Below are 24818 nucleotides of genomic sequence, written 5' to 3' on the forward strand. Positions count from 1 at the left end.
TCTGGTGTGTTGGGTGGCTCCGGTAACGGTGTGGAGGCCGAAGCCCCGTTCCGGCGCCGGAGTTCACGCGGCTTCGCGCGCATGGCGCGCTCCTACAACGGACGGTCAGGCGATCCGGTGTCCGTGGGCGTGCACGCCAGCGGCGAGCTGACCGCCCAGCCAATAGCACAGCTCTGCCGGCTGGCCCACGTTCCAGTGCACGAAGTCCGCGCGCATGCCCGGGCGCAGCACGCCGCGGTCATCCATGCCCAGCGCCCGCGCCGCATTGACCGTGGCCCCGCGCAGCGCCTCTTCCGGGGTCAGCCGGAACAGGGTGCAGGCCAGCTGCATGCCCTGGCGCAGGGAGAGCAGGGGCGCGGTGCCGGGGTTGCAGTCGCTGGCGACCGCCATCGGCACGCCATGGGCGCGGAACTCATCCAGCGGCGGGAGCCGGGTTTCGCGCAGCACGTGGAAGGCGCCGGGCAGCAGCACGGCCACGGTGCCGGCCCGCGCCATTGCTTCCACGCCGGCCGCCGAGGTGTACTCCACGTGATCAGCCGACAGGCCATCGAACCCGGCCACCAGTCCGGCACCGCCGCCATCGCTGAGCTGGTCGGCGTGCAGCTTCACCGGCAGGCCAAGCGCCCGGGCGGCGTCAAAGACGCGCCGGGTCTGTTCAATGCTGAAACCGATGCTTTCGGCGAACGCATCCACCGCATCCACCAGGCTTTCTTCGTGCAGGCGCGGCAGCCAGTCGATGACGGCACTGATGTAGTCGTCGGCGCGATCGGAGAATTCGGGGGGCAGGGCGTGCGCGGCCAGATAGGTGGTGCGCACTTCCACGCCCAGCTCGGTGCCGATGCGCCTGGCCGTTCGCAGCATGCGCCGCTCGCTGTCGAAATCCAGGCCGTAGCCCGACTTGATCTCCAGGGTGGTCACGCCATCGGCCACCAGCGCCTGCGCGCGCGGCAGCGATTCGGCCAGCAGCTGGTCCTCGCTGGCCGCCCGCACGGCGCGCACCGAGGACACGATGCCGCCGCCGGCACAAGCGATCTCCTCGTAGCTGGCGCCCTGCAGGCGCTGCTCGAACTCGCCGGCGCGGTTGCCGGCAAACACCAGATGGGTGTGGCAATCAACCAGCCCCGGGGTGATCAGGCCACCGCCAAGATCGATCACGTTGCCTGACAGGGTGTTGGGGTCGGCCGGCAGTGCAGTGCGCGGCCCGGCATGGACGATCACGCCATTGCGCCAGCCCAGCGCGCCATCTTCCACCAGGCCATAGCCGCTGTCACCGTCCAGCGTGGCCAGCGTGGCGCCGAGGACCAGTCCGTCCCAGGGAGTACGTTCGGATTCGCTCATGCGCCTGATTCTACGGGAGCGCCACGTAGGGATCTGTGCAAGGCGCGGCTGCGCAGGACCACCGTCCGGGCCACAATGCGGCCATGGACAATCCCGTGACCCGAGCCGCCACCGGCTGGCGCCTGCCCGCCATTCCCAACCTGCATTCGCATGCGTTCCAGCGCGCCATGGCCGGCATGGCTGAGCGCCGCACCGACCCGGCCGATTCGTTCTGGACCTGGCGCGAGACCATGTACCGCTTCGCCGGGCGGATGACGCCCGACACCATGCGCGCGGTGGCCGCGCAGCTGTACGTGGAGATGCTGGAAGCCGGCTACGGATCCGTGTGCGAGTTCCAGTACGTGCACCACCAGCCCGACGGCCGGCCTTACGCCGATGCGGCGGAGATGTCACTGGCGCTGGTGGAGGCGGCACGGGAAGCCGGCATCCGCATGACCCTGCTGCCGGTGCTGTACATGACCGGCGGATTCGATGGCCGGCCGCTGACCGAACGGCAGGCGCGCTTTGGTCACGATGTGGACGCCTACCTGAGCCTGCTGGACCGCCTGCAGGAGCTTGAGGGTGCGCAGCTGAAGGTCGGCGCCTGTTTCCACAGCCTGCGCGCGGTGCCCGAAGAGGCCATGCGCCGTACGCTCGCGGCGCTGCCGCCGGACATGCCGGTGCACATCCACATCGCGGAACAGACTGCCGAGGTGGAGGACAGCGTGGCCTTGCGCGGTGCGCGCCCTGTGGAATGGCTCTGTGACCACTTCGACGTGGACGCGCGCTGGGCGCTGGTGCATGCCACCCACCTGACGCCGGACGAGACCCGCCGCATCGCCGCCAGCGGCGCCACCGTGGTGCTGTGTCCCACCACCGAAGCGAACCTCGGTGACGGACTGTTCCCGCTGCGTGCCTATCTCGACGCCGGCGGTCGCTGGGGGATCGGTTCCGACTCCCACATCTCGGTCTCGCCAGTGGAGGAGCTGCGCTGGCTGGAGTACGGCCAGCGGCTGGTCGCCCGGCGCCGCAACATTGCGGTCGGCCATTCGGAGAGCGTGGGCGAAACCCTGCTGCACGGCGCGCTGGAGGGCGCTGCACACGTGACCGGCTTCGGACCGTTGGATGACTGGATTGAACTAAACGCCGAAGCCCCCGTACTCGCGGGCGCAACCGCAAGCGACGTGGTGGACCGCTGGGTATTCAGCGGCAACCGGCCCCTAGTGGAGACCGTGTGCATTGGCGGAACCACACTGGTCAGCGGCGGCCGGCATCGTGATCGCGACGCCATTGCCTCGCGCTATCGCAAGGCGATCGCCGAGCTTTCCTGATCCGGCCACGGCGGGGCCCTTCCGCCACCAGCGACACGAAGCGAAGAAAAGGGCCCTCCCTCTCCACACCCGATAAAACCTTTTCCCAGGACCATGAAAATTTCCGCCCCTCGCCGCGACCAATCTTCATGAGTCCCACGAAAAGGAATTGATGCACCCGATGGATACCCAAGCGGCGTTCACCGCCATGCTGGAGGACAACCAGCCCGCGCTGGCGCGCCTGGCGCGGCGCTACGCCGGCCCGGATGACTGGCACGACCTGCTGCAGGACATGCACCTGCAGCTGTGGCGCAGCTTTGACAGCTTCGACGGCCGCGCGCAGCGCTCCACCTGGGTGTACCGGGTGGCGCCGAATACCGCGCTCAGCCGCATACGCAAGCCGCGGCGCGAACACGTGTCGCTGGACCAGGTGCCCGAGCGCGGCGACACCGGTCATCCGCTTGATCCGATGGACGTGCTGGACGCCTTCCTTGCCACGCTCGATCCGGTCCCGCGCAGCCTGCTGCTGCTGGATCTGGAAGGGATGCCGCGTGAGCAGGTGGCCGAAGTGCTGGGACTCACCCCCAACGCCGTGGCGGTGCGCATGACGCGCCTGCGCCAGGCCTTTGAGCGCTTCGTGGAGGAATGAATATGGACTGGGACAGGATCAAGCAGCAGTGGACCGAAAACACGCCGGCGGTGCCCGACGTCTCCATCGACAAGCTGCGCCGGCAGGATGAAAAGCTGCGCCGCCGGGTGAAGTGGCGCGACCGGATCGAGACGGCCGCGGCGGTGCTGGTGGCACTGTGGTTTGCGTTCACGACAGTGGGCCTAGCCGTGGGCGGGAAGTGGGTGGGAGCTGGATTCGCCCTGCTGCTGGTGACGTGGGCGGTGCTGATGCCGCTGTGGCTGCGGCGCACACGGCGCCAGGTGCCGGAGCCGGAACCGCACCTGCCGCTGATGGAAAACCTGGCGCGCCAGCGTGACGCGGCGTTGGCCCAGGCGCGCATGCTGGAACAGGTGTGGCTGTGGTACCTCGGCCCACCGCTGGTGGGTCTGGTGGGACTGACGCTGGCCACGCGCGGCCTGTCCACCTTCGCGCTGGTGTACCTGCCCGGGGTGCTGGTGCTCTATGTCGCCATTGGCTGGGTCAACCGACGCACGGCGAGGCTGCAGTTCCGCGCCCACGCCGAACGCCTGCAGCGCCAGATTGATGCAGTATCCGAGGAGGGAGAGCCATGAATCACAATCATTGGGAGAAGCCGATGTTCCGTTCCAGCCGCCTGTTCGCCGGCCTGCTTGCCGGTACCCTGATCGCAGTTTCCGGAGCCGTGAGTGCCATGGACGACGCAGCACTGGGCGACATCCTCGACAGGCGCGTGCTGGGAGACAGCAGCGGCGCCTGTATCGCCGCAGCGGTGATCGAGGGCGACCGCGTTGCCCGTGCATGGCGCTGCGCCGACCCGGCCGATGCCGGGCGGATCGGTCCTGACGTGGCCTTCGAGATCGGTTCGGTCACCAAGTCCATGGCCGGCATCCTGTTGGCGGATCTGGTGCTGAGCGGCGGGGCCTCGCTTGATGATCCGCTGGCCGACCACCTGCCTGACGGCACGGTCGTGCCCGAGTACGAGGGCCAGCCGATCCTGCTCCGGCACGTGGTCACCCACACCTCGGGGCTGCCGCGGCTCCCGTCCCGCCTGCAGATCACCAATCCGGGCGATCCCTACGCCAGCTTCGAGCCCGAGGCCCTGCTGGCCTCGCTGCAGGACGTGACCCTGCAGCAGGCGCCGGGCGAAACGTTCGAGTACTCCAATTTCGGCACGATGCTGCTGTCGCTCGCGCTCTCCCGCGAGGCGGGGATGGATGTCGAACAGCTGCTGGATGAGAAGCTGTTTACACCGCTGGACATGCAGCACGCGCACATCGCCCACCGCCCGGATGGGCTGAGCGTTGCCGCCGGTCACACGCCAAACGGTCAGGAAACGCCGCCGTGGAATTTCACCGCCGAGCTGGCCGGCGTGGGCGGCGTTCGCGCCACGCTGGATGACATGGTGCGCTATGCCCGCGCCCAGCTCGGCGGCGTGGAGGGGTCGCTTGGCGAAGCGATCCGGTTGGCCCAGCAACCGATCGAAACCGGGGCCGACCAGGCCATGGCGATGAACTGGCTGCTGATGCCCATCGGCGAGCGGCTGGTCCACGCGCATGATGGTGGGACCGGCGGGTTCTCCTCGATGGTGGCTTTCGACCTTGAGCGCGACCGGGCGGTGGTGGTGCTGGCCGACACCGGGCTCGCCGCCATGGGCGGCGTGAACGATGTGGCCGGCCACCTGCTGGACCAGAGCATTCCGTTGAGCCAGCCGCGCCGCCCGGTGGAGCGGCCGGCCGTGGCGCCCTCGCTTTCTCCGGAGCAGCTGCGCGCCTACGCCGGCACCTACGCGCTGATGCCGGGCTTTGACCTGGTGGTGCGCGAGCATGAAGGTGTGCTCCACGCACAGGCGACGGGGCAGGGCGAGTTCCCGCTGGATGCGGTCGACGAGGACGTGTTCGGGGCCGCGGCATACGACATCGAGATCCGGTTTTCGCGGAACGCATCGGGAGAGGTTGTGAAGCTGGACCTGCATCAGGGCGCCCACGTGCTCAGCGGACAAAAGCAGTAGCGTCGCTGTGGTATCCCGGTCGCCTCGATGAATGGTTGACCGGCGACGGGGGCATCTGGATGCCGGATCGGGGAAAATGACCTGGATCAAGGCACCGACCGCCTTGGGAGGCCACGCTGGCCGGATCCGGATCAGGAGTTTGCAGGCATGAAGTACGACGTGGTGGTGGTGGGTGCGGGGCCGGCGGGGCTGTGTTTCGCCCGTTCGCTGCGCGGCAGCGGGCTGTCGGTGGCGGTTGTGGAAAAACAGCCGATGGAGGCGATTGCCGATCCTGCCTTCGACGGCCGGGAAATCGCACTCACCCATGCTTCGCGCCGGATCCTGGAAGGGCTGGGGCTGTGGCAGGCGTTCGACCCGGCTGATATCTCCGATCTGCGCGATGCCAGGATCAGCAATGGCGATTCCGCCCACGCGCTGCGGATCAGCGCCAGCGACGGCCGCAGCGAGCGGCTCGGCTGGCTCGTGCCCAACCACGTGATCCGGCGGATCGCCTACCAGGCGGTCAGCGCGCAGGACGATGTGGAACTGGTGGCCGGCTGCGGCGTGCAGGCGGTTGCCGAGGCCGACAATGGCGTTGCCGTGACCCTTGAGGACGGCCGCATGATCCGCGCGCGCCTGCTGGTAGCGGCCGACAGCCGGTTCTCCCAACTGCGGCGGATGTTGGGAGTCGGCGCCCGGTCACGCGATCACGGAGTGCGGATGATGGTGTGCCGGTTCAGGCATACCCAGCCGCACCACCACGTGGCCTGGGAGTGGTTCGATTACGGCCACACGCTGGCCCTGCTGCCGCTGAATGGAAACCTGTCTTCCGCCGTACTGACCCTCAGCCCCGCGCAGATGGACGCGGTCCAGGCCATGGACGATGCCGAGCTGGCGGACGACCTGCAGCGGCGCATGCGCGACCGCCTGGGCGAAGTCACCATGACCGGCACCCGCCACGTGTACCCGCTGGTGTCGGTCTATGCCGACAGCTTCGTTGCCAAGCGTGCGGCCTTGATTGGCGATGCCGCGGTGGGCATGCATCCGGTGACCGCGCACGGTTTCAACCTGGGACTGCAGGGCCAGGCGCGGTTGGCAGAGGCGGTGCTGGCTGCCCACCGGGCCGGGACGGATATCGGCTCCGATGCTGTGCTGGCCCGCTACCAGCGTCGCCACCACGCAGCGTCACTCCCGATCTACGCCGCCACCCGCACGGTGCTGCGGCTGTACAACGATCAGCGACCGGTTGCCCGGCTGTTGCGCAGCGCCACCTTGCGGGTGGCCAACCGGGTGGCGCCGTTCCGCCGCGCGATCGCAGCGCATCTCACCCAGGCGTAGGGGCGGTTACGCCCAGCTGGCGGGGCAGGACGCCCTCGAGTTCCAGCAGGAACTGCTTGGTGGGCAGGCCGCCGCCAAAGCCGGTGAGCGCGCCGCTTGCGCCGATCACCCGGTGGCAGGGCACCACGATCGGCAGGGGATTGCGGCCGTTGGCGGCGCCTACCGCACGCGAGGCCGATGGGCTGCCGAGGCGGGCGGCCAGCTGGCCGTAACTGAGGGTTTCGCCGTAGCCGATCGTTTCCAGCGTCTGCCACACCTTGCGCTGGAACGGCGTGCCCTGTGGTGCCAATGGCAGGTCGAAACTGCGCCGCGCTCCGGCAAAGTATTCCCGCAGCTGCTGTTGCGCGCGCTGCAGCAACGGATGGTCGCCTTCGTGCCAGCTGGCGTCCCGTTTCACGGGGTGCCTGGCATCGCGGAATTCGATGGTGTGCATGCCGGCGTCCGAAGCAGCCAGCAGCAGGGGGCCGATGGGGCTGTCGATGCGGGTGTAGTGGATGATCATGGTCAAGTTCCTCCCAGGCGCGCGGGCCTGGGCTCATGCGGCGTGGCGTTCCGCGCTTTTTTGCGCGGCTGCTCCGGCCCACAGGTGGATGGCGGCATATCCGCGCCACGGACGCCAAGCCTCCGCGTGACTGCGCAGGGCTTGTGCACTGGCCACTGGGCCCAGGCTGCCAGACCGCGGTGGAGTGACGCCGCCCACCATGGCCTTCTGCAGCACCAGATCCTCAGCGGGAAACGCATCGGGGTGGCCAAGCGCACGCAGCGCGATGTAGTGCGCGGTCCACGGCCCGATGCCGGGCAGCGCGGTCCAGCGGGAAACGAAATCGTCCAGCGTGGCCTCCGGCCGGAAGTCCACTTGGCCGTCGATCAGTGCCCGGGCCATCGCGCGCAGCGTACGTGCGCGGCTGGCAGTCAGTCCGATTCCGGACAGGTCGGCCTCTGCCAGGACAGCGGGCGTGGGGAACAGCCGTTCCAAACCCTGCGCGGCGAATGTTGCCGGCAGCGGCGCGCCAAAGCGCTGCGCCAGTCGCGTGGTCATGGTACGTGCGGCGGCCACGCTGACCTGCTGGCCGATGACTGCACGCACCGCGATCTCGAACCCGTCCCAGCCGCCGGGAATGCGCAGTCCGGGGCGTTCGCGGAGTAGCGGCCCCAACGTTGAATCCGCCCCCAGCACCGAGGCGATGGCACCGGGATCGGCATCCAGATCGAACATCCGCCGCAGGTGGTTCACCGTGTCCAGCAGCGCGGCTGGCCGGCAGTCGTGGAGCTCCAGCCGCAATCCATGCTCCCGGCTGCGGCGCGTGCCTGTCCATGGGCCGACCCGCAGCCAACCGGGGGCTTCCGGCGGGCCGAATGTGCGTGTGTAACCGTCACGATCGACGACTTCGACCCCCGGCAGCGCCCGCGCGCGGAGGAATCCGAGCACCGCTCCGAAATCGAAAGGCGGCCGGTAGCCCAGATGCAGCGTCAGCGTATCGCCACCAGCATCCAGGCCCTTGTTTTGTTTGCGCAGAGCCCGCGGCGCCATGCCGTACGCCGCGCGGAAGGTGTCGTTGAAGCGGCGCAGGCTGCCGAACCCGGCTGCGAGGGCAACCTCGGTCACCGGCAACGCGGTTTCGGTCAGCAGCTGCTTGGCGAACAGCAGCCTGCGCGTGGCATGCACGCCGGTCGGCGGTGCGCCCAGTCGCTGCACGAACAGGCGCCGCAGCTGCCGCTCGCCTACGTGCACACGCTCGGCCAGCGTTGCCACCGGCTGCTCTGCAAGCAGTCCCTGGTCGATCAGCTTCAGCGCCCGGGCGACCACCTCGTCTCCGCGACGCCAGCTGCCTTGGCCCGGAGACAGCTCCGGACGGCAGCGCAGGCATGGCCGGAATCCCGCCGCCTCGGCCGCGGCCGCGCTCGGGTAGTAGGTCACGTTGGTTGCTTTGGGCACCGGCGCCGGGCACACCGGCCGACAGTAGATGCCGGTGCTGCCGACTGCGGTGAAGAACAGGCCGTCGAAACGCGCATCGCGGCTGAGGCGGGCGCGTTCGCACACCTGGGTCGGGGGAAGGGCGGATGGAGTCGCCATGGAGGCAGACTAGCACCCGCCCGCTACGCGAACTGGCCGCTTTCGGACATCAATGATGCGGCCCCGAGGGACACGGGATTTCCGGCCCGGGAGGCGTGGAAAGCGGGTGGCTCCTATCGTGTGACCGGGGCGGCCGCCGATGGCTCAGCTTGGCGCAGGGCCGGCAGCAAGGCCGCGGGATCGCCGTCATGGTCCCTCGGCTGCACCCCGATCAGGCGGGCAAGCAGCGGGTAGACATCCACGTTGTCGATCGCGGGAATACGCTTGCCGCTGGCGAAAGAAGGACCGTTGGCGATGAAGATCGCGCGCATCGAAGGCAGCGTGGGGTCATAGCCGTGCGAGCCGCGGATGCCGGCAGGACGCCGCTCGATGAACCGGGCGGGCAGGGCGTCCCAGCCTTCGTGCATCTGGCAGATGATGGCGGGGATGCGGCTGTGGCTGCCGTAGTGCCAGTGCGATGGCAGCTCTTCCTTGCGCCAGCAGTCGTAATGTTCGTGTGTGCCAAGCAGGGCCGAAGCGGCCGCAGTCTCACGGCCGGGGTTGGGCTGGAAGCCGACCACCTGGCCGAAGCTGACCGGTTCCACGTGCTCCGGATCCACCATGTCCTCGAAGGCCACCACGTTGCCTTCCGGCACTTCGGCCATGCCGTGGTCGGAGACGATCACCAGGTCCACGCTGTCCTCCAGCCCGGCGGCGCGGATGCCTTCCACCAGCCTGCCGATCTGCGCGTCCACCGCGCGCATGGCTTCGCGCATCTCGTCGGAGGCAGGACCATTGGCGTGCGCGGCGCTGTCGGGATGCTCGAAGTACAGCGTGGCCAGGCGCGGGCGGCTGTCTGCCGGCGCGCTCAACCACTCCAGCACCGTACCCACGCGATCAGCCTTGGACAGCTCCGCATCAAACAGGTTCCAGTGGGTGGGGCGCACGCCGCGGACCGCGGCTTCGCTGCCGGGCCAGAACATGGTGGCGGTCACCAGGCCGGCATTCTCGGCGGTGACCCACAGCGGCTCACCGTCGTTCCACCAGCGGGCATCTCCCACGGCCTCGCGGTTGCTGAGCATGAAGCGGCCCAGTTCCGGACTGGACATGGAGTTGTGCACGATGCCGTGGCGGTCGGGCCGCAGGCCGGTCACCAGGGTGTAGTGATTGGGGAAGGTGAGGGTGGGGTACGAGGGCGTCATCCACTCCGCCTGCACGCCGGTCTCGGCCAGGCGGGACAGGTGGGGAGTGTCGCCTCGGGTCAGCGCATCGGGATGCACGCCGTCCAGCGAGATCAGCAGCAGGGTGTAGGGGCTGGTTTGCGCGGGGCCAGGGGCCGCCGGAGAGGGGGCGGACGCGCAGGCGGCCAGCAGCAGCGCCGCCAACAGCGCGACTAAGCGGTGGGGAAGGAGTCTGTTCATGGTGGGAGATGATAAGCGGCAAATATGACTGCGGCGCCTGGATGACGCCCTCATGAATGTCGAAGCCTGCGACGCACTGCCTTCCACGCTGGCCCCCGGAGCGCGGGCGTATCCTGCCCATTCCCCACCGTGACGGCATGCGAGGTATCCAATGAACAAGCTGCTGACAACGATTGCTGCGTCGGCGTTTCTTGCGCTGGCCGGAGCTGGAACCGGCGCCCTGGCGCAGGAGATTGAGCCCGAGGAGCAGGGCCGCGAAGAGTCCAGGGATGACCGGACGGAGCGTAACCGGACCTCCGACCGCTTCTGTATCCAGCAGACCGGTTCGCGCATCATCGCCAACCGCAATGCGCGTTCGCAGGCCGAGCGCAAGGAATGCGTCGCCTCTGGCGGTCGTGTCTATACGCGCGAAGACATTGAAAGAACCGGCTCCACGGATCTGATGGATGCGCTGCGACGCCTGGACCCGGCCATTCGCTGATTGCCCACCGTCCACAGTTGCTCCGGCGCCCGGCACTGCCGGGCGCTTGCGTTTGCGCGGTGCGATAATCGCCGCGCCCGCCAGCGCGCGGGCATCGACCCGCCAGCATTACGGAGCCTTCCATGCCCGACTCCCAGTCCGACCCCCGCCTTGATCCTTCCCGCACCATCCGCGCCCCGCGTGGAAGCGAGCTGTCCTGCCGTTCCTGGCTGACCGAGGCGGCGTACCGGATGATCCAGAACAACCTGGATCCGGAGGTGGCCGAGCGGCCGCAGGAACTGGTGGTGTATGGCGGCATTGGCCGCGCCGCGCGCGACTGGAAAAGCTACGACGCGATCCTTGAATCGCTGCGCCAGCTGGGCGATGACGAGACCCTGCTGGTGCAGTCCGGCAAGCCGGTGGGCATCTTCCGCACCCATCCCGACGCACCCCGGGTGCTGATCGCCAACTCCAACCTGGTGCCGGCCTGGGCCAACTGGGAGCACTTCAACGAGCTCGATCGCAAGGGCCTGATGATGTATGGCCAGATGACGGCGGGCTCATGGATCTACATCGGCAGCCAGGGCATCGTGCAGGGTACCTACGAGACCTTTGTGGAAATGGGACGCCAGCATTTCGGTGGCAGCCTGAAAGGCAAGTGGATCCTGACCGCCGGCCTCGGCGGCATGGGCGGCGCACAGCCGCTGGCGGCCAGCCTGGCTGGCGCCTCGTCGCTGACCATCGAATGCCGGCAGAGCTGCATCGATTTCCGCCTGCGCACCCGCTACGTGGATGAGCAGGCCACCGATCTGGACGACGCGCTGGCGCGGATCGAAAAATACACTGCGGCCGGCGAGGCGAAGTCCATCGCCCTGCTCGGCAATGCCGCCGAGATCCTGCCCGAGCTGGTCAAGCGCGGCGTCCGGCCCGACTGCGTCACCGACCAGACCAGCGCCCATGACCCGGTGCACGGCTACCTGCCGATCGGCTGGACGGTGGAGCAGTGGCTGGCGCGGCAGAAGTCGGACCCGGTCATGGTCCGCGACGAGGCGATGAAGTCGATGCGGGTGCACGTGGAGGCCATGCTGGCCTTCCACTCCCAGGGCATTCCCACGGTTGATTACGGCAACAACATCCGCCAGATGGCCTTCGACGAGGGCTGTGCGAAGGCATTTGATTTCCCCGGCTTTGTGCCGGCCTACGTGCGGCCGCTGTTCTGTCGCGGCATCGGCCCGTTCCGCTGGGTGGCGCTGTCCGGCGACCCGGAGGACATCTACAAGACCGATGCCAAGGTGAAGGAACTGATCCCGGATGATCCGCACCTGCACACCTGGCTGGATATGGCTCGCGAGCGCATCGCCTTCCAGGGTCTGCCGGCGCGAATCTGCTGGGTGGGGCTGGGCCAGCGCCACCGTCTGGGCCTGGCGTTCAATGAAATGGTGCGCAACGGCGAGCTGAAGGCGCCGGTGGTGATCGGCCGCGATCATCTGGATTCAGGCAGCGTGGCCAGCCCCAACCGTGAAACCGAATCGATGCTCGACGGCAGTGATGCCGTCAGCGACTGGCCGCTGCTCAACGCCATGCTCAACGTGGCCGGCGGCGCCACCTGGGTCAGCCTGCACCATGGCGGCGGCGTGGGCATGGGCTACAGCCAGCACAGCGGCGTCGTGATCGTGTGCGATGGCACTGAAGAAGCAGACCGTCGTCTGGAACGGGTGTTGTGGAACGATCCGGGCACGGGCGTGATGCGCCATGCCGATGCCGGCTATGAGATCGCGCAGCAGTGCGCGAAAGAACAGGGGCTCAAGCTGCCAATGCTTTGAGCCGTGCAGGAGCGCGCATGGCGCGCTCCTACCGCCGGGGGTCAGCCGGCGTTTGGATCGTCGAACAGGGCCTCGTAGTTGGATACGGCACCCTGCATGTCCTGGACGGGAGCGGTGTCCGAGGGGTCGGCCTGCAGCGCCTGGCTGCCGGCCATCAGGCGGGCCAGTATCGCGTGCAGAGCCACGTCGGGCTCGGTGGGCAGGCTGCAGTTTTCAAACATGTAGTCGATCGCGGAGTCGACCTGGCCAGCCTGTGACTGCACGGTGGCGGCGTCCGGAGCGCCGGCAAGACTGTCGACGGCCGCGCGCACCTGTGACATGCCTTCGATCAGCGGCGCATCCGGCTGCCAAGGCGTGTGGTTGTCAGGCACCGGGAAGTCCACCCCCGCCGCGTGGGAAACATCGTGGTCATCGTGCGCTGCGTGGGAATCATGATCCCCAACCGGGTGGACTTCGCTGCCAGCCGCTGTCACCTGGGCGGAAGCGGCGGTGTCCTGATCAGCGGGGACTGGAGCTTCCTGCGCGCAGCCGGCGGCGAGCGTGCCGAGTGCCAGGCCCAGTGCGAGCACGAGGGGAATCTGCTTCGGTTTCATGGAATCTCCTTCGGAGTGCGTGAGTTGCATCCCGGGATGCTCGCACGCGGCGGCAGATGTGGCCGTGACCTGGATCAGGTGAGGGGCATGTACGCGCTTTTGCGGTGTGTTCCGCAAACCGGGGGCCGGGTATTGCTACAGCGCCGCGACCCTGAACCTGCGGCCTTTGATTTTACCGTCGCGCAGACGCGCCAGAGCCTGCGGCGCCTGGGCCCGGGCGATGGCCACGTAGGAACGCGTGGCTTGCACGACGATTTTTCCGATTGCTTTCGCGGGCAGGCCGGCATCGCCGGTGAGTGCGCCGAGGATGTCGCCCGGGCGCAGCCTGTCGGACTTGCCGGCGTCGATGCGCAACGTCGCCATCGCCGCCTGCGGCACGCCCTTCGGCTTGCCGGCCACCGGCTGCGCACGCTCGCGCGGCAGAGTGCGGGACTGGTGCTCCTCGATCGCCTCCAGCCGCCGCAGTTCCTGGGCCGTGCACAGGGTCAGTGCCAGGCCGTCGCGGCCGGCGCGCCCGGTGCGGCCGATGCGGTGCATGTAGGTGTCCGGGTCCGAAGGCACGTCGTAGTTCACCACCGCCGACAGGTCGTCGATGTCCAGGCCGCGCGCGGCGACGTCGCTGGCCACCAGCACGTTGCAGCTGCGGTTGGCGAAACGCAGCAGGGTTTCGGCGCGGTCGCGCTGCTCCATGTCGCCGTGCAGGGCGAGGGCATCGAAACCGTAGTGGCCGAGCGAGGCGGCAACCTCGTCGACGTCGCGGCGCATGTTGCAGAACACCAGGCACGATTCGGGGCGGTGCTCGAGCAGCAGCGCGGCCAGCAGCGGCGCCTTGCGCGCAGGATCTGCGTCGATGACCACCTGCCTGATGGCCGGGGCATTGGCGGCGCCTTGGACGCTGACTTCGGCCGGATTGCGCAGCATCGCCTTGGCCAGCGCACGGATCGCGTCCGGGAAAGTGGCGGAGAACAGCAGGCGCTGGCACTTGGCTGGAACGTGGCGGGCCACATCGCGGATCTGGTCCTCGAAGCCCATGTCCAGCATGCGGTCGGCTTCATCCAGCACGAAGGTCAGCACGCCGTCCAGCTGCAGCGCACCCTGCCCGAGCAGCTCCAGGATGCGCCCGGGCGTGCCAACGACGATGTGCGGCGGATGGGTGAGCGACGCCAGTTGTGGCCCCAGCGGGATGCCGCCGCACAGCACGGTCAGCTTCACATTCGGCACGCCGGTGGCCAGCCTGCGCAGCTGGTCGCCGACCTGTTCGGCCAGTTCGCGGGTCGGGCACAGCACCAGGGCCTGGGTTCGCACCGCAGTCGCGTCCAGCCGCTGCAGCAGGCCCAGGCCGAAGGCGGCGGTCTTGCCGCTGCCGGTCGGCGCCTGGGCGATGAGGTCGCGGCCTTCCAGGATCGGCGGCAAGGCCTGCGCTTGCACCGGGGTCATGGCGACATAGCCGAGCGCTTCGACCCCGCGCAGCAGCGCGGGCGGGAGAGGGAGGGTGGTGAAGGGGGGTGAGGTATCCATGCCCCATGATCGCACCAGGCCGGCCTTCCATGGTTTCCGCGACCTGGATCGAGGGTCGTGCACGCGGCCTTACGCTGGCATCGGCCACGATTTGCCGGAGTCGCGACACAGGAAAGGATTGCATGGGCGTACTGGACGAGGTGGGAGCGGCACTGGCAGCCGAGTTCGCGCTGCCGGACGCCGGCACCGCCACGGTGATCGTGGCGCGGGTGCTGTGCGCCGCGGTGCTGGGCGGGATCATCGGCTGGGAGCGCGAAGCCAAGGGGCGCGCCGCCGGGCTGAAAACCCACATGCTGGTGTCGATCGGCGCGGCATTGTTTGTCCTTGCGCCGCTGCTGTCCGGGGTCGAACTGGCCGACATCACCCGGATAATGCAGGGCATCGTGTCGGGCATCGGATTCCTCGGTGCCGGGGCGATCCTGCGCCATGAACGCGGAGAACGGATCGAAGGCCTCACCACTGCCGCTGGAATCTGGATGACGGCAGCGATCGGAATGGCCGCCGGCATCGGCCAGGAAATGGTGGCCGCGGTGGTCACCGTGATGGCGCTGGTGGTGATGGCCGTGCTGCCCAAGCTGGAGAAGCGGAGGGCGCAGGCGCAGGCGGAATGAAGCGCTTGATCGAGCCGGCAGCCGGGTATGCTGCGCCTTCACGCATCGATGAATGCGCGCTGCGCATCATCTGCCATCCTTTTCCTCGCGGAGCAACATGCAATGGGTAATGGACAGGGTTCCACCGGCAACGTGATTGCCGCCATCTGCAGCTTCTTCATACCGGGCCTCGGCCAGCTGGTGCAGGGGCGTGTGCTGTCGGCGATCCTCTGGTTCATCGCTGCGTGCATCGCCTTCGTCATCACCTGGTTGGTGACCCTGTCGCTGCTCCCGTTCGGTTGGTTCCTGGTCAGCGTGCTGTCCTGTATCAACGCGGCGGTCTACCGGCGCTGATACCTTTTTACGGAGTGCCGAAGATGCCCGTCGAGATCCAGATGCTGGCCTGGTCAATCCTGTTGGGAGTGGCGCAGCTGTTCCTCGGCGCGGGGCTGATAACCCGGCAACGCGGTTTGAAATGGAACGCGAGCGCGCGGGATGGTGAACCCGAGCCGCTGACCGGCGTGGCCGCCCGTGCCGACCGTGCAATGCGCAACTTCCTGGAAACCTTCCCTTTCTTCGCCGCCGCTGCCTTGGCAGTGGTGGTCACCGGCAGCGGTGACGCGACCACGGCGTTTGGGGCGCTGCTCTGGTTCTGGGCCCGGGTGGTCTACGTACCGCTGTACCTGGCAGGAGTCCCCTATGTGCGCTCCCTGGTCTGGGGTTTGGCGTTGCTGGGCATGCTGATGGTGCTGTCCGGCCTGCTCTGACCGGCCTGTTCTGAGCCGGCACCACCTGCCCGGCCGGCGGCGCTGCCGTCCCGTGATTCACCCGGCATTACAACGTGCCCGCACGCGACCCCTAGACTGGACGCCTGATGCCGCGCGTGGGCGCCCGGCACTCGCTTTCCGGAGAGTCCATGCTGTTCCAATCGCTGAAAGTCTGCCTGTTGTTGTCAGTGCTGTTGCTGGCCGCCTGTGGCCCATCAACGCCGGGACAGGACGCACTAATGGTGGAAACAGAGGAAGTGGACAGCGCCACCGACGGCGGCGCGGTGAGCATGGCGCCGGTGGATCCGGCCGCTGATTCGGACCAGGACATCCCGCCATCCTTGCCGGATCCGGCTCCCGTCGAAGCGGAGCTCGACTGGACGCCGATCCCGATGGAAGAGGGCAGCGTATCGATCAGCTGCGAACTCGATTACGCGGCCGCCGGTGACGGTGAGCAGGTTGCCGTGCTGGATCATGAATCACTGACGTCAGCGATGAGTCCCTGCGCCGAGCGCGGCGTGATGCGCGTGCGCTACGAAGGCCGGTTGACCGGTGAATTCACCGATCTGATCGAGCGGGTCATCGCGGTGGCCGACGAGCTGGATATCGACAAGCGCGTGCTGGATCTGGATTCGGCCGGCGGCCAGGTGGAGGATTCGATGGAGGCCGGCGACCTGATCGCCGAATCAGGTTGGGCCATCTGGGTACGCGAAGGTTCGGTCTGCCACAGCTCCTGCGTGTTCATCCTCAGCGCCGGCGACAGCCGTCTGATCACCGGCCGCGTGGGCATCCACCGCATCATCCGCATGAGCTCCACCGCCACCACGCGGCACGAACTCAACGCCGAACTGCGCACGGTCTACGACCGGGTCCGGGCCTATCTGGAGCGCAATGGCGCGGCGGTGGCCGTGGCCGACATGATGATGGTGGTGCCCAACCGCAGCCTGCGCCTGCTGACCGCCGATGAGCTGCAGCGCTACGGCTTGGACGGGGTCAATCCGGCCCAGGACGACCTGGACCGGCTGCGGCTGATGCGCAAGTGTGGCGAGGATTTCGTGCGTCGCCGTGATTCGTTCGTGCGCGCCTTCGATACCCGCTGCAAGGTGGCTGGCACCGACCTGGAAGCGCTGAGCGCCTGCGGCCTGGACCTGCGCGCCAGCTATGGATTCCCGGACGAAACCTGCCCGGCCGAAAGCCCGCTGTCGGAATTCGACCTGGCTGCGGACTTCGTGTTTGCCCCCGGCACCGATACCGCTCAGGACGCGGTGGAAGGCGCGACCGGGGCAGAGGACGGATCGCTTGCAGAGCCCACCTCGGGTGACGCATCCGGCTCGCAGTCGATGAACCCACCGGACTGACGCTGCCACAGCCGGGCGTACAGGCCGCCCGCCTTGACCAGCTCCTCGTGCGGGCCGTCTTCCACGATCCGGCCCTGGTCCATCACGATCAGGCGGTCCATGGCGGCGATGGTGGACAGCCGATGCGCGATCGCGATCACCGTCTTGCCCTCCATCAGCCGTGTCAGGTTGTCCTGGATGGCCGCTTCGATCTCCGAATCCAGGGCCGAAGTGGCCTCGTCCAGCACCAGGATCGGGGCGTTTTTCAGCAGCACCCGGGCGATGGCCACGCGCTGGCGCTGGCCGCCGGAGAGGGTCACGCCGCGCTCGCCGACGTGGGCGTCATAGCCACGCCGGCCCTTGTTGTCGCTCAGGGCGAGGATGAAATCGTGCGCGCGTGCCTGCCGGGCGGCTTCCACCATTTCCTCTTCGCTGGCATCCGGGCGTCCGTACAGCAGGTTTTCCCGCACCGAGCGGTGCAGCAGCGAGGTGTCCTGGGAAACCACGCCGATATGGGCGCGCAGGGTGTCCTGCTGGACGCCGGCAATATCGGTGCCGTCGATAAGGATCTGTCCGGATTCGCGGTCGTGGAAACGCAGCAGTAGGTTCACCAGGGTTGATTTGCCTGCGCCTGAGCGCCCGACCACCCCGATCTTCTCGCCCGGGCGGATATGCAGCGACAGGTCTTCGATCACGCCGCTGCCCTTGCCGTAATGGAAGCTCACCCGGTCGAAGCGGATGTCGCCGCCCGCCACCGTCAGGGGCGGGGCGTCGGGCGCGTCGTCCACGGTGGGCGGCAGCGAGATCGAGTTGATCCCGTCGTGCACGGTGCCGATGTTCTCGAACAGCTGGGAGATCTCCCACATGATCCACTGCGACATGCCGAGGATGCGCAGGGCGAATGCAACGATCACCGCGATCGCGCCCGGGCCGACCGCGCCCTGGTGCCACAGCCACAGGGCCAGCGCCACCGCGCTGAACAGCAGGGCCATGTTGAGCGCGTAGAGCAGGGTCCACACGCCGGTTGCCAAACGCATCTGCCGGTACACGGTGCCCAGGAAGCCATCCATCGCTTCGCGCGCGTAGGCCTGCTCGCGCTGCGAGTGGGAAAACAGCTTGACCGTGGCGATGTTGGTGTAGCTGTCCACCACCCGGCCGGTCATCACCGAGCGGGCGTCGGCCTGGTCGCGGGCCACACGCTCCATGCGCGGCACGAAGTGCCACATCAGCACCGTGTAGCCGAGCGCCCAGGCCAGGAACGGCAGCATCAGGCGCCAGTCGGCTGCCCCGGCCACCACCAGCGCGCCGATGAAGAACACCAGCACGTAGTTGCCGATGTCCAGCAGCTTGAGCACGGTTTCCCGCACCGCCAGCGAGGTCTGCATCAGCTTGGTGGCGATGCGCCCGGCAAATTCATTCTGGAAATAGCCCATCGACTGGCGCAGCAGGTAGCGGTGGACATTCCAACGGATCCGCATGGGGAAATTGCCCAGCAGGGTCTGGTGCTGGATCAGCGAGTTGGCCAGCACCAGCAGCGGCAGTACCAGCAGTATCAGCAGGCCCATGCCCAGCAGGCGGCTGCCTTCTGCGGCCAGAAACTCGGCCGGCGTCGTGTTGCCCAGCCGGTCCACCAGCGCGCCCAGGTAGGCGTACATGGCCAGCTCCGCCAGCGCGATGCCGGCGGTGGTCAGGGCCATCAGGACCAGCCACTTCTCCGTGCCGCGGGTGTAATGGCGGCAGAAGGCATACAGGCTGGCCGGTGGCTGGGCGGGCGGATCCTGGGGGAAGGGATCGATTTGGCGTTCGAACCAGCGAAGCATCGGGGGTCCGGGAATGGCTGGGAAGAGGCGGGATTGTGACAGGCTGCCCGTAGGAGCGCGCCACGCGCGCGAAGCCGCGTGACATCTGTCGCCGTGGCGAAGAGTTGGTAACGGCGTCGGGTCCGATGCCACGTGGTAACGCCATGGGTCACGCGGCTTCGCGCGCATGGCGCGCTCCTACAACAGTCCGGGGCGAAATCAGCTGGGGGGGGTGCGCCTATACTTCGTCCGTTTTCCCATGGACCCGCTGATGAACCGTCTGCTCCGCATCCCGCACACCCTGGCGCTGCTGTTCGCCATCATGGCCGCCGCCCTGGTGGCCACCTGGCTGCTGCCGCAGGGGCAGTTCGAGACCGCTGTGAACGATGCCGGTAACACGGTGGTGGTGCCCGGTACCTACCAGGACGCGGAAGAGCGGGTAAACCTGTCGCCGCTGACCCTGTTCACCGTGGTGCCGCGGGCGATGGCGGCGGCCCAGGACATCATCTTTTTCGTGCTGATCGTCGGCGGGGCGCTGGCGGTGCTGCGGGCCAGCGGGCTGATCGACGCGGTGCTGGGCTGGACCCTGAAGCGGGTGGGGCACAGCCCGAAGCTGCTGATCATCATCGGCATGAGCGTGTTCGCGATCGGCTCGGGCACCATCGGCGTGGCCGAGGAGTACATACCGTTCGCGGCCATGCTGATTTCGCTGTGCCTGGCGATGCGCATGGACGTGATCACCGCCATGGGCATCCTGATCGGCGGCTACGGCATCGGCTACGGGGTGGCGGTCATGAACCCCTTCACCGTGATCGTGGCGCAGGATGTGTCAGGGCTGGAGCCGGCCTCGGGCTGGGAATTCCGGCTGGCACTGTTCGTGCCGTTCGTGGCGATCGGCGTGCACCACGTGTGGAGCTACGCGCGCCGGGTCCAAGCTGATCCAGATGCGAGTCTGATGAAGGGTATCGAGCCGCTGCACGCGCCGCCGTTGGAATACCCGCCGCTCGACGGACGCCGCATCGTCCTGCTGCTGGCGGCGATGGTGGCGCTGGGCCTGATGATCTGGGGCATCTCCACGCGTGGCTGGTACCTGGTGGAACTGGGCGCGCTGTTCATCGGCCTGGCGCTGTTCACCGGTCTGGTCGGCGGACTGGGCGTCAACGCCACCGCACGCCAGTTCGGTGACGGCGCGGCGGAACTGGCAATGACCGCGCTGCTGATCGGCTTCGCCCGCTCGATCGCGCTGATCCTGGAGGAGGGCGTGGTGCTGCACACCATCGTGGATGTGCTGGCCACGCCGCTGTCGCTGCTCGGGGCGCATCTGGGGGCGGTGGGCATGATGTTCGTGCAGCTGGTGATCAACTTCTTCATTCCGTCCGGCAGCGGCCAGGCCTTCGTGACCATGCCGATCATGGCGCCGCTGGCAGACCTGGTCGGCATCAGCCGGCAGACGGCGGTGCTGGCGTTCCAGTTCGGCGACGGCTTCGCCAACATGCTGTTCCCGACCAACGTGATCCTGATGAGCATCCTCGGCATCGCCGGGATCCCGTACGACCGCTGGCTCCGCTTCGTCCTGCCGCTGTACCTGAAGATGCTTGCGGCCGGCTCCGTGGCGCTGGTCGTCTCAGTGATGATCGGCTACCAGTAGGAGCGCGCCACGCGCGCGAAACCGCGTGACAGGTAGCGTTGGCACACGCCGTCGGCCACGGCACAGCGTCCGAAGCCACCCCGCGAAACCATGGTTCATGCGGCTTCGCGCGTGGGGCGAACCCCTGCAGTAGACTCCCGCGCTGATGTTTTCCTGGCCTTCGCCGCGCGCTACCAGAAGGACTGGGCCTGCCGGTGGGGCCGGGTGCGGCCACTTATTACATGCCTGGCTAGACCCGCTCAGGGCATCTGCGCGCGACGCGCGCAGGTCTGCCTGGCAGCTGTCGCGCAGCACCGCCAGCGCCCGGTCCTTGCGGGCCGGGGTGATGGCGGCCACGCAGTCGCGCGGTATCCGTACCTTGAACTCGCGCATGTGCGCGTCCAGGGCGGTGGCCAGGATGCAGGAGTCGGCTGCGATCCCGGTCAGCATCAGGCTGTCGACCTCCAGCTTGGCCAGCAGCACTTCCAGCGGCGTGGACATGAACGCCGAGTGTTTGGGCTTGAGGATGAAGTGTTCCCCGGCCTCCGGCCGCAGCAGCTGGGCAATGCCTGATCCCGGCATCTCGTCCTCGGCGCAGAAGTCCACCAGGTCGGCGAAATCTCCCTGCCAGCGCATGAAATTGTCGTTGAGGTAGATGACGGGGGCGTTGGCCCGATGCGGCGGGGGACATGGTCATGACCACCGGCGCAAGACCGTGTGAACCGCATCGGCTACCATCGGCGCTTTGCCGAACCCGGAGGAGTTCATGAAGCTGCGAACCGCTTTGCTGCCGCTGTGCCTGCTGGCAGCCGTTCCTTCGCTGGCCATGGCCGAGCGTGGCCTTGAAGGCCACGATCTGGCCAGCATGCCGCGGGTGTCATCGCCCACGCTGTCGCCCGACGGCGGCCGGCTGGTGTTCTCGCAGCGCACAGTGGACTTTGAAGCCGACAGCGCCAGCAGCGCGCTGTACCTGCGTGACCTGCGCACCCGCGACCTGCGTCCGCCGCACCGGATCACGCCCGAGGGTTGGAGCGTGTCCGCGCCGGCGTTCTCTGCTGATGGCGACACGCTGTATTTCCTGAGTGCGAAGAACGGCAGCCAGCAGCTTTACGCCATGCCGGCCAGCGGCGGTGAGCCGCGCCAGCTGACCGATTTCGCCATGGGCATCGGCACCTGGCAGCTGTCGCCGCAGGGCGACCGGTTCGCCTTCAGCGTGAACGTGTTCCCGGACTGCGGCGCGGACTTCGGCTGCACGAAGACGCGGCTCGATGAGCGCCAGGATGGCAAGACCACCGGGGTGCTGTACGAGCAGCTGTTCGTGCGCCACTGGGACACGTGGAAGGACGGACGCCGCAACCAGCTGTTCGCGGCCGAGCTGCCGCAGGGCGATGGCCCGGTGACCGGGGCGGTGTCGCTCAGCCATGCGCTGGCCGGCGACATTCCGGGCAAGCCATTCGGCGGTGCTTCGGACTACGCATGGTCGCCCGACGGCGCCACGCTGGTGGCCAGCGTGAAGACCATCGAAGGGTCCGAGCAGGCCTGGTCGACCGACTTCGACCTGTACCGGATCAACGTGGATGGCAGCGGCACGCCGGTGAACCTGACCGCGGACAACCCGGCCGTGGATACGGGGCCGGTGTTCAGCCCGGATGGCGGGACCCTGTATTACCGGGCGATGGCCCGGGCCGGCTTTGAAGCCGACCGCTACGCACTGATGGCCATGGACCTGACGACCGGAGAGCGCCGCGAAATCGCTCCGGACTGGGACCGTTCGCCGGGTAGCGTGGTGGTCTCTGGGGATGGCAGCACGTTGTACGTGTCCGCCCAGGACACGGGGCAGTACCCGCTGTTCCAGGTGGACGTGGCCAGCGGCGAAGTGAGCGAACTGATCTCGGATGGCACGGTGACCTCGTTCACCCTGGCCGGGGACACCCTGGCCCTGAGCCGCAACTCCATGGCCACCGGTGACGTTGTCTACGTGGCCCAGGCGGACGGCAGCGCCCTGCGCCAGATCACCCCGACCGCCACTGAAATGCTCGACGGCGTGAGCATGGGCGAGTACGAGCAGTTCTCCTTCCGCGGCGCCAACAACGCCACCGTGTACGGCTGGGTGGTCAAGCCCGCCGGTTTTGAGGAAGGCCGCCAGTACCCGGTGGCCTTCCTGATCCACGGCGGCCCGCAGGGCAGCTTCGGCAACGGCTGGAGCTACCGCTGGAACCCGCAGACCTACGCCGGCGCCGGCTACGCGGTGGTGATGGTCGATTTCCACGGCTCCACCGGCTACGGCCAGGACTTCACCGACGCGATCAGCGGTGACTGGGGCGACAAGCCGCTGGTGGACCTGCAGAAGGGCTGGGAGTACGCGCTGGGCGAGTACGACTTCCTTGATGGCGACCGCGCCTGTGCGCTCGGCGCCAGCTACGGCGGCTACATGGTCAACTGGATCGCCAGCCAGTGGAACGAGCCGTGGAAGTGCCTGGTCAACCACAACGGCGTGTTCGATACCCGCTCGATGGGCCTGGTGACCGAGGAGCTGTGGTTCACCGAGTGGGAGCACGGCGGCACGGTGTATGACAAGCCCGAAGCCTACGAGCAGCACAACCCGGCGCGCCACATCGATCAGTGGAAGGTGCCGATGCTGGTGGTGGCAGGGCAGAAGGACTACCGGGTGCCGGTGGACCAGAGCCTGTCCACCTTCACCGCGCTGCAGCGGCAGGGCATCGAATCACAGCTGCTGTACTTCCCCGATGAGAACCACTGGGTGCTCAAGCCCCACAACAGCGTGCTCTGGCACGAGACGGTGAAGGCCTGGCTGGATCGGCACACCGGCAACTGATCGTTCGACCTCGCCGCCCGGCATCCGTGCCGGGCGGTTTTTTGTCCGCTTCACAGGAGTCATTCGCCGATGGCGATCCAGTCCGCTGCAAACACCGCGCTGATCACCAACGATATCGTTGTGTTCGGTCTGATCGCCGCCTCGCTGGGCGGCATTTTTTATCTGGCCAGCGGTCCGACGCCGTTCTGGAAAAAATTCTTCGCCTGGGTGCCGGCCCTGCTGCTGTGCTACTTCGTGCCGGCGATCTACAACACCGCCGGGCTGATCGACGGCGAGGCGAGCCAGCTGTACTACTTCGGCAGCCGGGTGCTGCTGCCCGCGGCGCTGGTGCTGCTGACCCTGTCGGTGGACCTGAAGGGCGTGCTCAAGCTTGGGCCGCGGCTGCTGTTCGTGTTCGTGGCCGGCACGCTGGGCATCGTGCTGGGCGCCATCGTCAGCTTCCAGCTGCTGGAGTGGTTCTGGCCGGCGGCGGTGGCCGGGGATACCTGGCGTGGCATGGCGGCGCTGTCCGGCAGCTGGATCGGGGGCGGGGCCAACATGGTGGCCATCCGCGAGATCTATGAGGTCGATGCCACCCTGTTCGGCCAGTTCGCCGTGGTTGACGTGGCCTTTGCCAGCCTGTGGCTGGCCACGCTGCTGTTCCTGGCCAACCGGGCGACGCAGATCGATGCGCGCAGCGGCGCGGACACCGCGGCGATCGACGAGATGCGTGATCGCATGGCCGCCTATGAGGCTGCCAATGCGCGCATCCCGACCCTGACCGACCTGATGGTGATCATCGGCGTGGGCTTCGGGATCGTTGCCCTGGCGCATGCGATTTCCAACCCGCTGGCAGCCTGGTTTGCCGAAACCTTCCCCTGGTCCAGCCGCTTCAGCCTGGACTCGAACTTTGTCTGGATCGTGGTGCTTTCCACCCTCGGCGGTCTGGCCTTGAGTTTCACCCGGGTACGGCAGCTGGAGAACACCGGCGCCTCCAGGATCGGCACCGTGTGCCTGTACTTCCTGATTGCGTGCATCGGCATGCAGATGAACTTCTTCCGCCTGGCCGAGCGGCCGGAGCTGCTGCTGATCGGCGGCATCTGGATGGCCGTGCACGTGCTGACCATCTGGGGCGCGGCGCGGCTGGTAAAGGCACCGCTGTTCTATTTCGCGGTGGGTTCGCAGGGCAATATCGGTGCTGCGGCGTCGGCGCCGGTGGTGGCGGGGGCGTTCCATCCCACCCTGGCGCCGGTGGGCGTGCTGCTGGGTACCGTGGGATACGCCACGGGCACCGTGATCGCCTATTTCATCGGCCAGATCCTGCGCCTGATGGCCGGCCAGTAGGAGCGCGCCACGCGCGCGAAGCCGCGTGAACCCTGCCTCCCCCCGATCGCCGCCAACGTGAGGGGCCGGC

21 protein-coding genes and 1 pseudogene are annotated in these 24818 nt (G+C 67.8%); 14 read left to right on the forward strand and 8 right to left on the reverse strand.

The features are described from left to right. Nucleotides 1-105: 105 nt before the first annotated feature. Nucleotides 106-1338: an imidazolonepropionase gene (gene hutI, locus ACW7G3_RS00335; protein ID WP_456980580.1), complete on the reverse strand. Its 1233-nt coding sequence runs from the start codon at nt 1336-1338 to the stop codon at nt 106-108. Between the two features lie 83 nt (nt 1339-1421). On the opposite strand from hutI, the gene ACW7G3_RS00340 reads away from it, so the two are divergent. From ACW7G3_RS00340 to ubiM, 5 genes are all read left to right on the forward strand, one after another. After that, nucleotides 1422-2648, forward strand: a complete 1227-nt coding sequence (locus tag ACW7G3_RS00340; protein ID WP_456980581.1) for a formimidoylglutamate deiminase — start codon at nt 1422-1424, stop codon at nt 2646-2648. A gap of 160 nt (nt 2649-2808) precedes the next feature. Further along, nucleotides 2809-3276, forward strand: coding sequence for an RNA polymerase sigma factor (locus tag ACW7G3_RS00345; protein WP_456980582.1), 468 nt, complete (start codon nt 2809-2811; stop codon nt 3274-3276). A gap of 2 nt (nt 3277-3278) precedes the next feature. Continuing rightward, nucleotides 3279-3869, forward strand: a complete 591-nt coding sequence (locus ACW7G3_RS00350; protein ID WP_456980583.1) for a hypothetical protein — start codon at nt 3279-3281, stop codon at nt 3867-3869. Then, entirely contained in the window at nt 3866-5284 is a 1419-nt protein-coding gene (locus ACW7G3_RS00355) for a serine hydrolase (RefSeq protein ID WP_456980584.1), read from the forward strand. Before ACW7G3_RS00350 ends, ACW7G3_RS00355 begins: the two co-directional genes overlap by 4 nt. A 147-nt stretch (nt 5285-5431) precedes the next feature. Beyond that, entirely contained in the window at nt 5432-6601 is a 1170-nt protein-coding gene (gene ubiM / locus ACW7G3_RS00360) for a 5-demethoxyubiquinol-8 5-hydroxylase UbiM (RefSeq protein WP_456980585.1), read from the forward strand. Here ubiM and ACW7G3_RS00365 read toward each other — a convergent pair. From ACW7G3_RS00365 to ACW7G3_RS00375, 3 genes are all read right to left on the reverse strand, one after another. Beyond that, a complete protein-coding gene (locus ACW7G3_RS00365; protein WP_456980586.1) occupies nt 6588-7103 on the reverse strand; it encodes a methylated-DNA--[protein]-cysteine S-methyltransferase in 516 nt (171 codons plus the stop codon). The genes ubiM and ACW7G3_RS00365 overlap by 14 nt on opposite strands. Nucleotides 7104-7136: 33 nt before the next feature. Beyond that, a complete protein-coding gene (locus ACW7G3_RS00370) occupies nt 7137-8675 on the reverse strand; it encodes an AlkA N-terminal domain-containing protein (RefSeq protein WP_456980587.1) in 1539 nt (512 codons plus the stop codon). A gap of 113 nt (nt 8676-8788) precedes the next feature. Next, nucleotides 8789-10075 (reverse strand): alkaline phosphatase family protein, encoded by a 1287-nt coding sequence (locus ACW7G3_RS00375; protein WP_456980588.1) that lies wholly within the window; start codon nt 10073-10075, stop codon nt 8789-8791. A gap of 151 nt (nt 10076-10226) precedes the next feature. Here ACW7G3_RS00375 and ACW7G3_RS00380 point away from each other — a divergent pair, with 151 nt between their 5' ends. Further along, a complete protein-coding gene (locus tag ACW7G3_RS00380; protein WP_456980589.1) occupies nt 10227-10556 on the forward strand; it encodes a hypothetical protein in 330 nt (109 codons plus the stop codon). Between the two features lie 122 nt (nt 10557-10678). Further along, nucleotides 10679-12358, forward strand: a complete 1680-nt coding sequence (gene hutU, locus ACW7G3_RS00385) for a urocanate hydratase (protein WP_456980590.1) — start codon at nt 10679-10681, stop codon at nt 12356-12358. A gap of 41 nt (nt 12359-12399) precedes the next feature. Here the strand turns inward: hutU and ACW7G3_RS00390 are convergent, their stop codons facing one another. Together ACW7G3_RS00390 and dbpA are read right to left on the reverse strand one after the other, a co-directional pair. Next, complete coding sequence (locus ACW7G3_RS00390) at nt 12400-12951, reverse strand: hypothetical protein (RefSeq protein ID WP_456980591.1); 552 nt, start codon at nt 12949-12951, stop codon at nt 12400-12402. A gap of 135 nt (nt 12952-13086) precedes the next feature. Next, nucleotides 13087-14469, reverse strand: a complete 1383-nt coding sequence (gene dbpA / locus ACW7G3_RS00395) for an ATP-dependent RNA helicase DbpA (RefSeq protein WP_456980592.1) — start codon at nt 14467-14469, stop codon at nt 13087-13089. A 122-nt stretch (nt 14470-14591) separates the two neighbouring features. On the opposite strand from dbpA, the gene ACW7G3_RS00400 reads away from it, so the two are divergent. The 4 genes from ACW7G3_RS00400 (at nt 14592) to ACW7G3_RS00415 (ending at nt 17184) form a co-directional block, all read left to right on the forward strand. Then, entirely contained in the window at nt 14592-15080 is a 489-nt protein-coding gene (locus ACW7G3_RS00400) for an MgtC/SapB family protein (protein ID WP_456980593.1), read from the forward strand. A gap of 102 nt (nt 15081-15182) precedes the next feature. Continuing rightward, nucleotides 15183-15413: a hypothetical protein gene (locus ACW7G3_RS00405; RefSeq protein WP_456976532.1), complete on the forward strand. Its 231-nt coding sequence runs from the start codon at nt 15183-15185 to the stop codon at nt 15411-15413. Nucleotides 15414-15436: 23 nt separating this feature from the next. Further along, nucleotides 15437-15826, forward strand: coding sequence for an MAPEG family protein (locus ACW7G3_RS00410; protein ID WP_456976534.1), 390 nt, complete (start codon nt 15437-15439; stop codon nt 15824-15826). Nucleotides 15827-15975: 149 nt separating this feature from the next. Beyond that, the gene (locus ACW7G3_RS00415; protein WP_456980594.1) at nt 15976-17184 is read left to right on the forward strand and encodes a hypothetical protein; all 1209 of its coding nucleotides are present in this window, start codon (nt 15976-15978) and stop codon (nt 17182-17184) included. Here the strand turns inward: ACW7G3_RS00415 and ACW7G3_RS00420 are convergent. Beyond that, nucleotides 17082-18983, reverse strand: coding sequence for an ABC transporter ATP-binding protein (locus ACW7G3_RS00420; protein ID WP_456980595.1), 1902 nt, complete (start codon nt 18981-18983; stop codon nt 17082-17084). The two genes, ACW7G3_RS00415 and ACW7G3_RS00420, sit on opposite strands and share 103 nt — an antisense overlap. Before the next feature lie 250 nt (nt 18984-19233). Here ACW7G3_RS00420 and ACW7G3_RS00425 point away from each other — a divergent pair, with 250 nt between their 5' ends. Beyond that, nucleotides 19234-20610: a YfcC family protein gene (locus ACW7G3_RS00425; RefSeq protein ID WP_456980596.1), complete on the forward strand. Its 1377-nt coding sequence runs from the start codon at nt 19234-19236 to the stop codon at nt 20608-20610. Here ACW7G3_RS00425 and ACW7G3_RS00430 read toward each other — a convergent pair. Beyond that, a pseudogene (locus ACW7G3_RS00430) lies at nt 20587-21252 on the reverse strand (cysteine hydrolase family protein); the annotation flags it as partial. The gene ACW7G3_RS00425 and the pseudogene ACW7G3_RS00430 overlap by 24 nt on opposite strands. 103 nt (nt 21253-21355) lie before the next feature. Here ACW7G3_RS00430 and ACW7G3_RS00435 point away from each other — a divergent pair. Then, the gene (locus ACW7G3_RS00435; protein WP_456980597.1) at nt 21356-23425 is read left to right on the forward strand and encodes a prolyl oligopeptidase family serine peptidase; all 2070 of its coding nucleotides are present in this window, start codon (nt 21356-21358) and stop codon (nt 23423-23425) included. Between the two features lie 69 nt (nt 23426-23494). Further along, nucleotides 23495-24748, forward strand: coding sequence for a DUF819 family protein (locus ACW7G3_RS00440; protein ID WP_456980598.1), 1254 nt, complete (start codon nt 23495-23497; stop codon nt 24746-24748). The last annotated feature ends 70 nt before the right edge of the window (nt 24749-24818 follow it).

The organism is Luteimonas sp. A478 (genome assembly GCF_054052025.1).

Bases quoted from the DNA above. Each gene is read 5' to 3' on its own strand.
- ACW7G3_RS00365 (WP_456980586.1), bottom strand. From the start codon at position 7,103: ATGATCATCCACTACACCCGCATCGACAGCCCCATCGGCCCCCTGCTG.
- ACW7G3_RS00440 (WP_456980598.1), top strand. From the start codon at position 23,495: ATGGCGATCCAGTCCGCTGCAAACACCGCGCTGATCACCAACGATATC.
- hutU (WP_456980590.1), top strand. From the start codon at position 10,679: ATGCCCGACTCCCAGTCCGACCCCCGCCTTGATCCTTCCCGCACCATC.
- dbpA (WP_456980592.1), bottom strand. From the start codon at position 14,469: ATGGATACCTCACCCCCCTTCACCACCCTCCCTCTCCCGCCCGCGCTG.
- ACW7G3_RS00380 (WP_456980589.1), top strand. From the start codon at position 10,227: ATGAACAAGCTGCTGACAACGATTGCTGCGTCGGCGTTTCTTGCGCTG.
- ACW7G3_RS00350 (WP_456980583.1), top strand. From the start codon at position 3,279: ATGGACTGGGACAGGATCAAGCAGCAGTGGACCGAAAACACGCCGGCG.
- hutI (WP_456980580.1), bottom strand. From the start codon at position 1,338: ATGAGCGAATCCGAACGTACTCCCTGGGACGGACTGGTCCTCGGCGCC.
- ACW7G3_RS00340 (WP_456980581.1), top strand. From the start codon at position 1,422: ATGGACAATCCCGTGACCCGAGCCGCCACCGGCTGGCGCCTGCCCGCC.
- ACW7G3_RS00410 (WP_456976534.1), top strand. From the start codon at position 15,437: ATGCCCGTCGAGATCCAGATGCTGGCCTGGTCAATCCTGTTGGGAGTG.
- ACW7G3_RS00355 (WP_456980584.1), top strand. From the start codon at position 3,866: ATGAATCACAATCATTGGGAGAAGCCGATGTTCCGTTCCAGCCGCCTG.
- ACW7G3_RS00405 (WP_456976532.1), top strand. From the start codon at position 15,183: ATGGGTAATGGACAGGGTTCCACCGGCAACGTGATTGCCGCCATCTGC.
- ACW7G3_RS00370 (WP_456980587.1), bottom strand. From the start codon at position 8,675: ATGGCGACTCCATCCGCCCTTCCCCCGACCCAGGTGTGCGAACGCGCC.
- ACW7G3_RS00345 (WP_456980582.1), top strand. From the start codon at position 2,809: ATGGATACCCAAGCGGCGTTCACCGCCATGCTGGAGGACAACCAGCCC.
- ACW7G3_RS00375 (WP_456980588.1), bottom strand. From the start codon at position 10,075: ATGAACAGACTCCTTCCCCACCGCTTAGTCGCGCTGTTGGCGGCGCTG.
- ubiM (WP_456980585.1), top strand. From the start codon at position 5,432: ATGAAGTACGACGTGGTGGTGGTGGGTGCGGGGCCGGCGGGGCTGTGT.
- ACW7G3_RS00415 (WP_456980594.1), top strand. From the start codon at position 15,976: ATGCTGTTCCAATCGCTGAAAGTCTGCCTGTTGTTGTCAGTGCTGTTG.
- ACW7G3_RS00420 (WP_456980595.1), bottom strand. From the start codon at position 18,983: ATGCTTCGCTGGTTCGAACGCCAAATCGATCCCTTCCCCCAGGATCCG.
- ACW7G3_RS00435 (WP_456980597.1), top strand. From the start codon at position 21,356: ATGAAGCTGCGAACCGCTTTGCTGCCGCTGTGCCTGCTGGCAGCCGTT.
- ACW7G3_RS00425 (WP_456980596.1), top strand. From the start codon at position 19,234: ATGAACCGTCTGCTCCGCATCCCGCACACCCTGGCGCTGCTGTTCGCC.
- ACW7G3_RS00400 (WP_456980593.1), top strand. From the start codon at position 14,592: ATGGGCGTACTGGACGAGGTGGGAGCGGCACTGGCAGCCGAGTTCGCG.
- ACW7G3_RS00390 (WP_456980591.1), bottom strand. From the start codon at position 12,951: ATGAAACCGAAGCAGATTCCCCTCGTGCTCGCACTGGGCCTGGCACTC.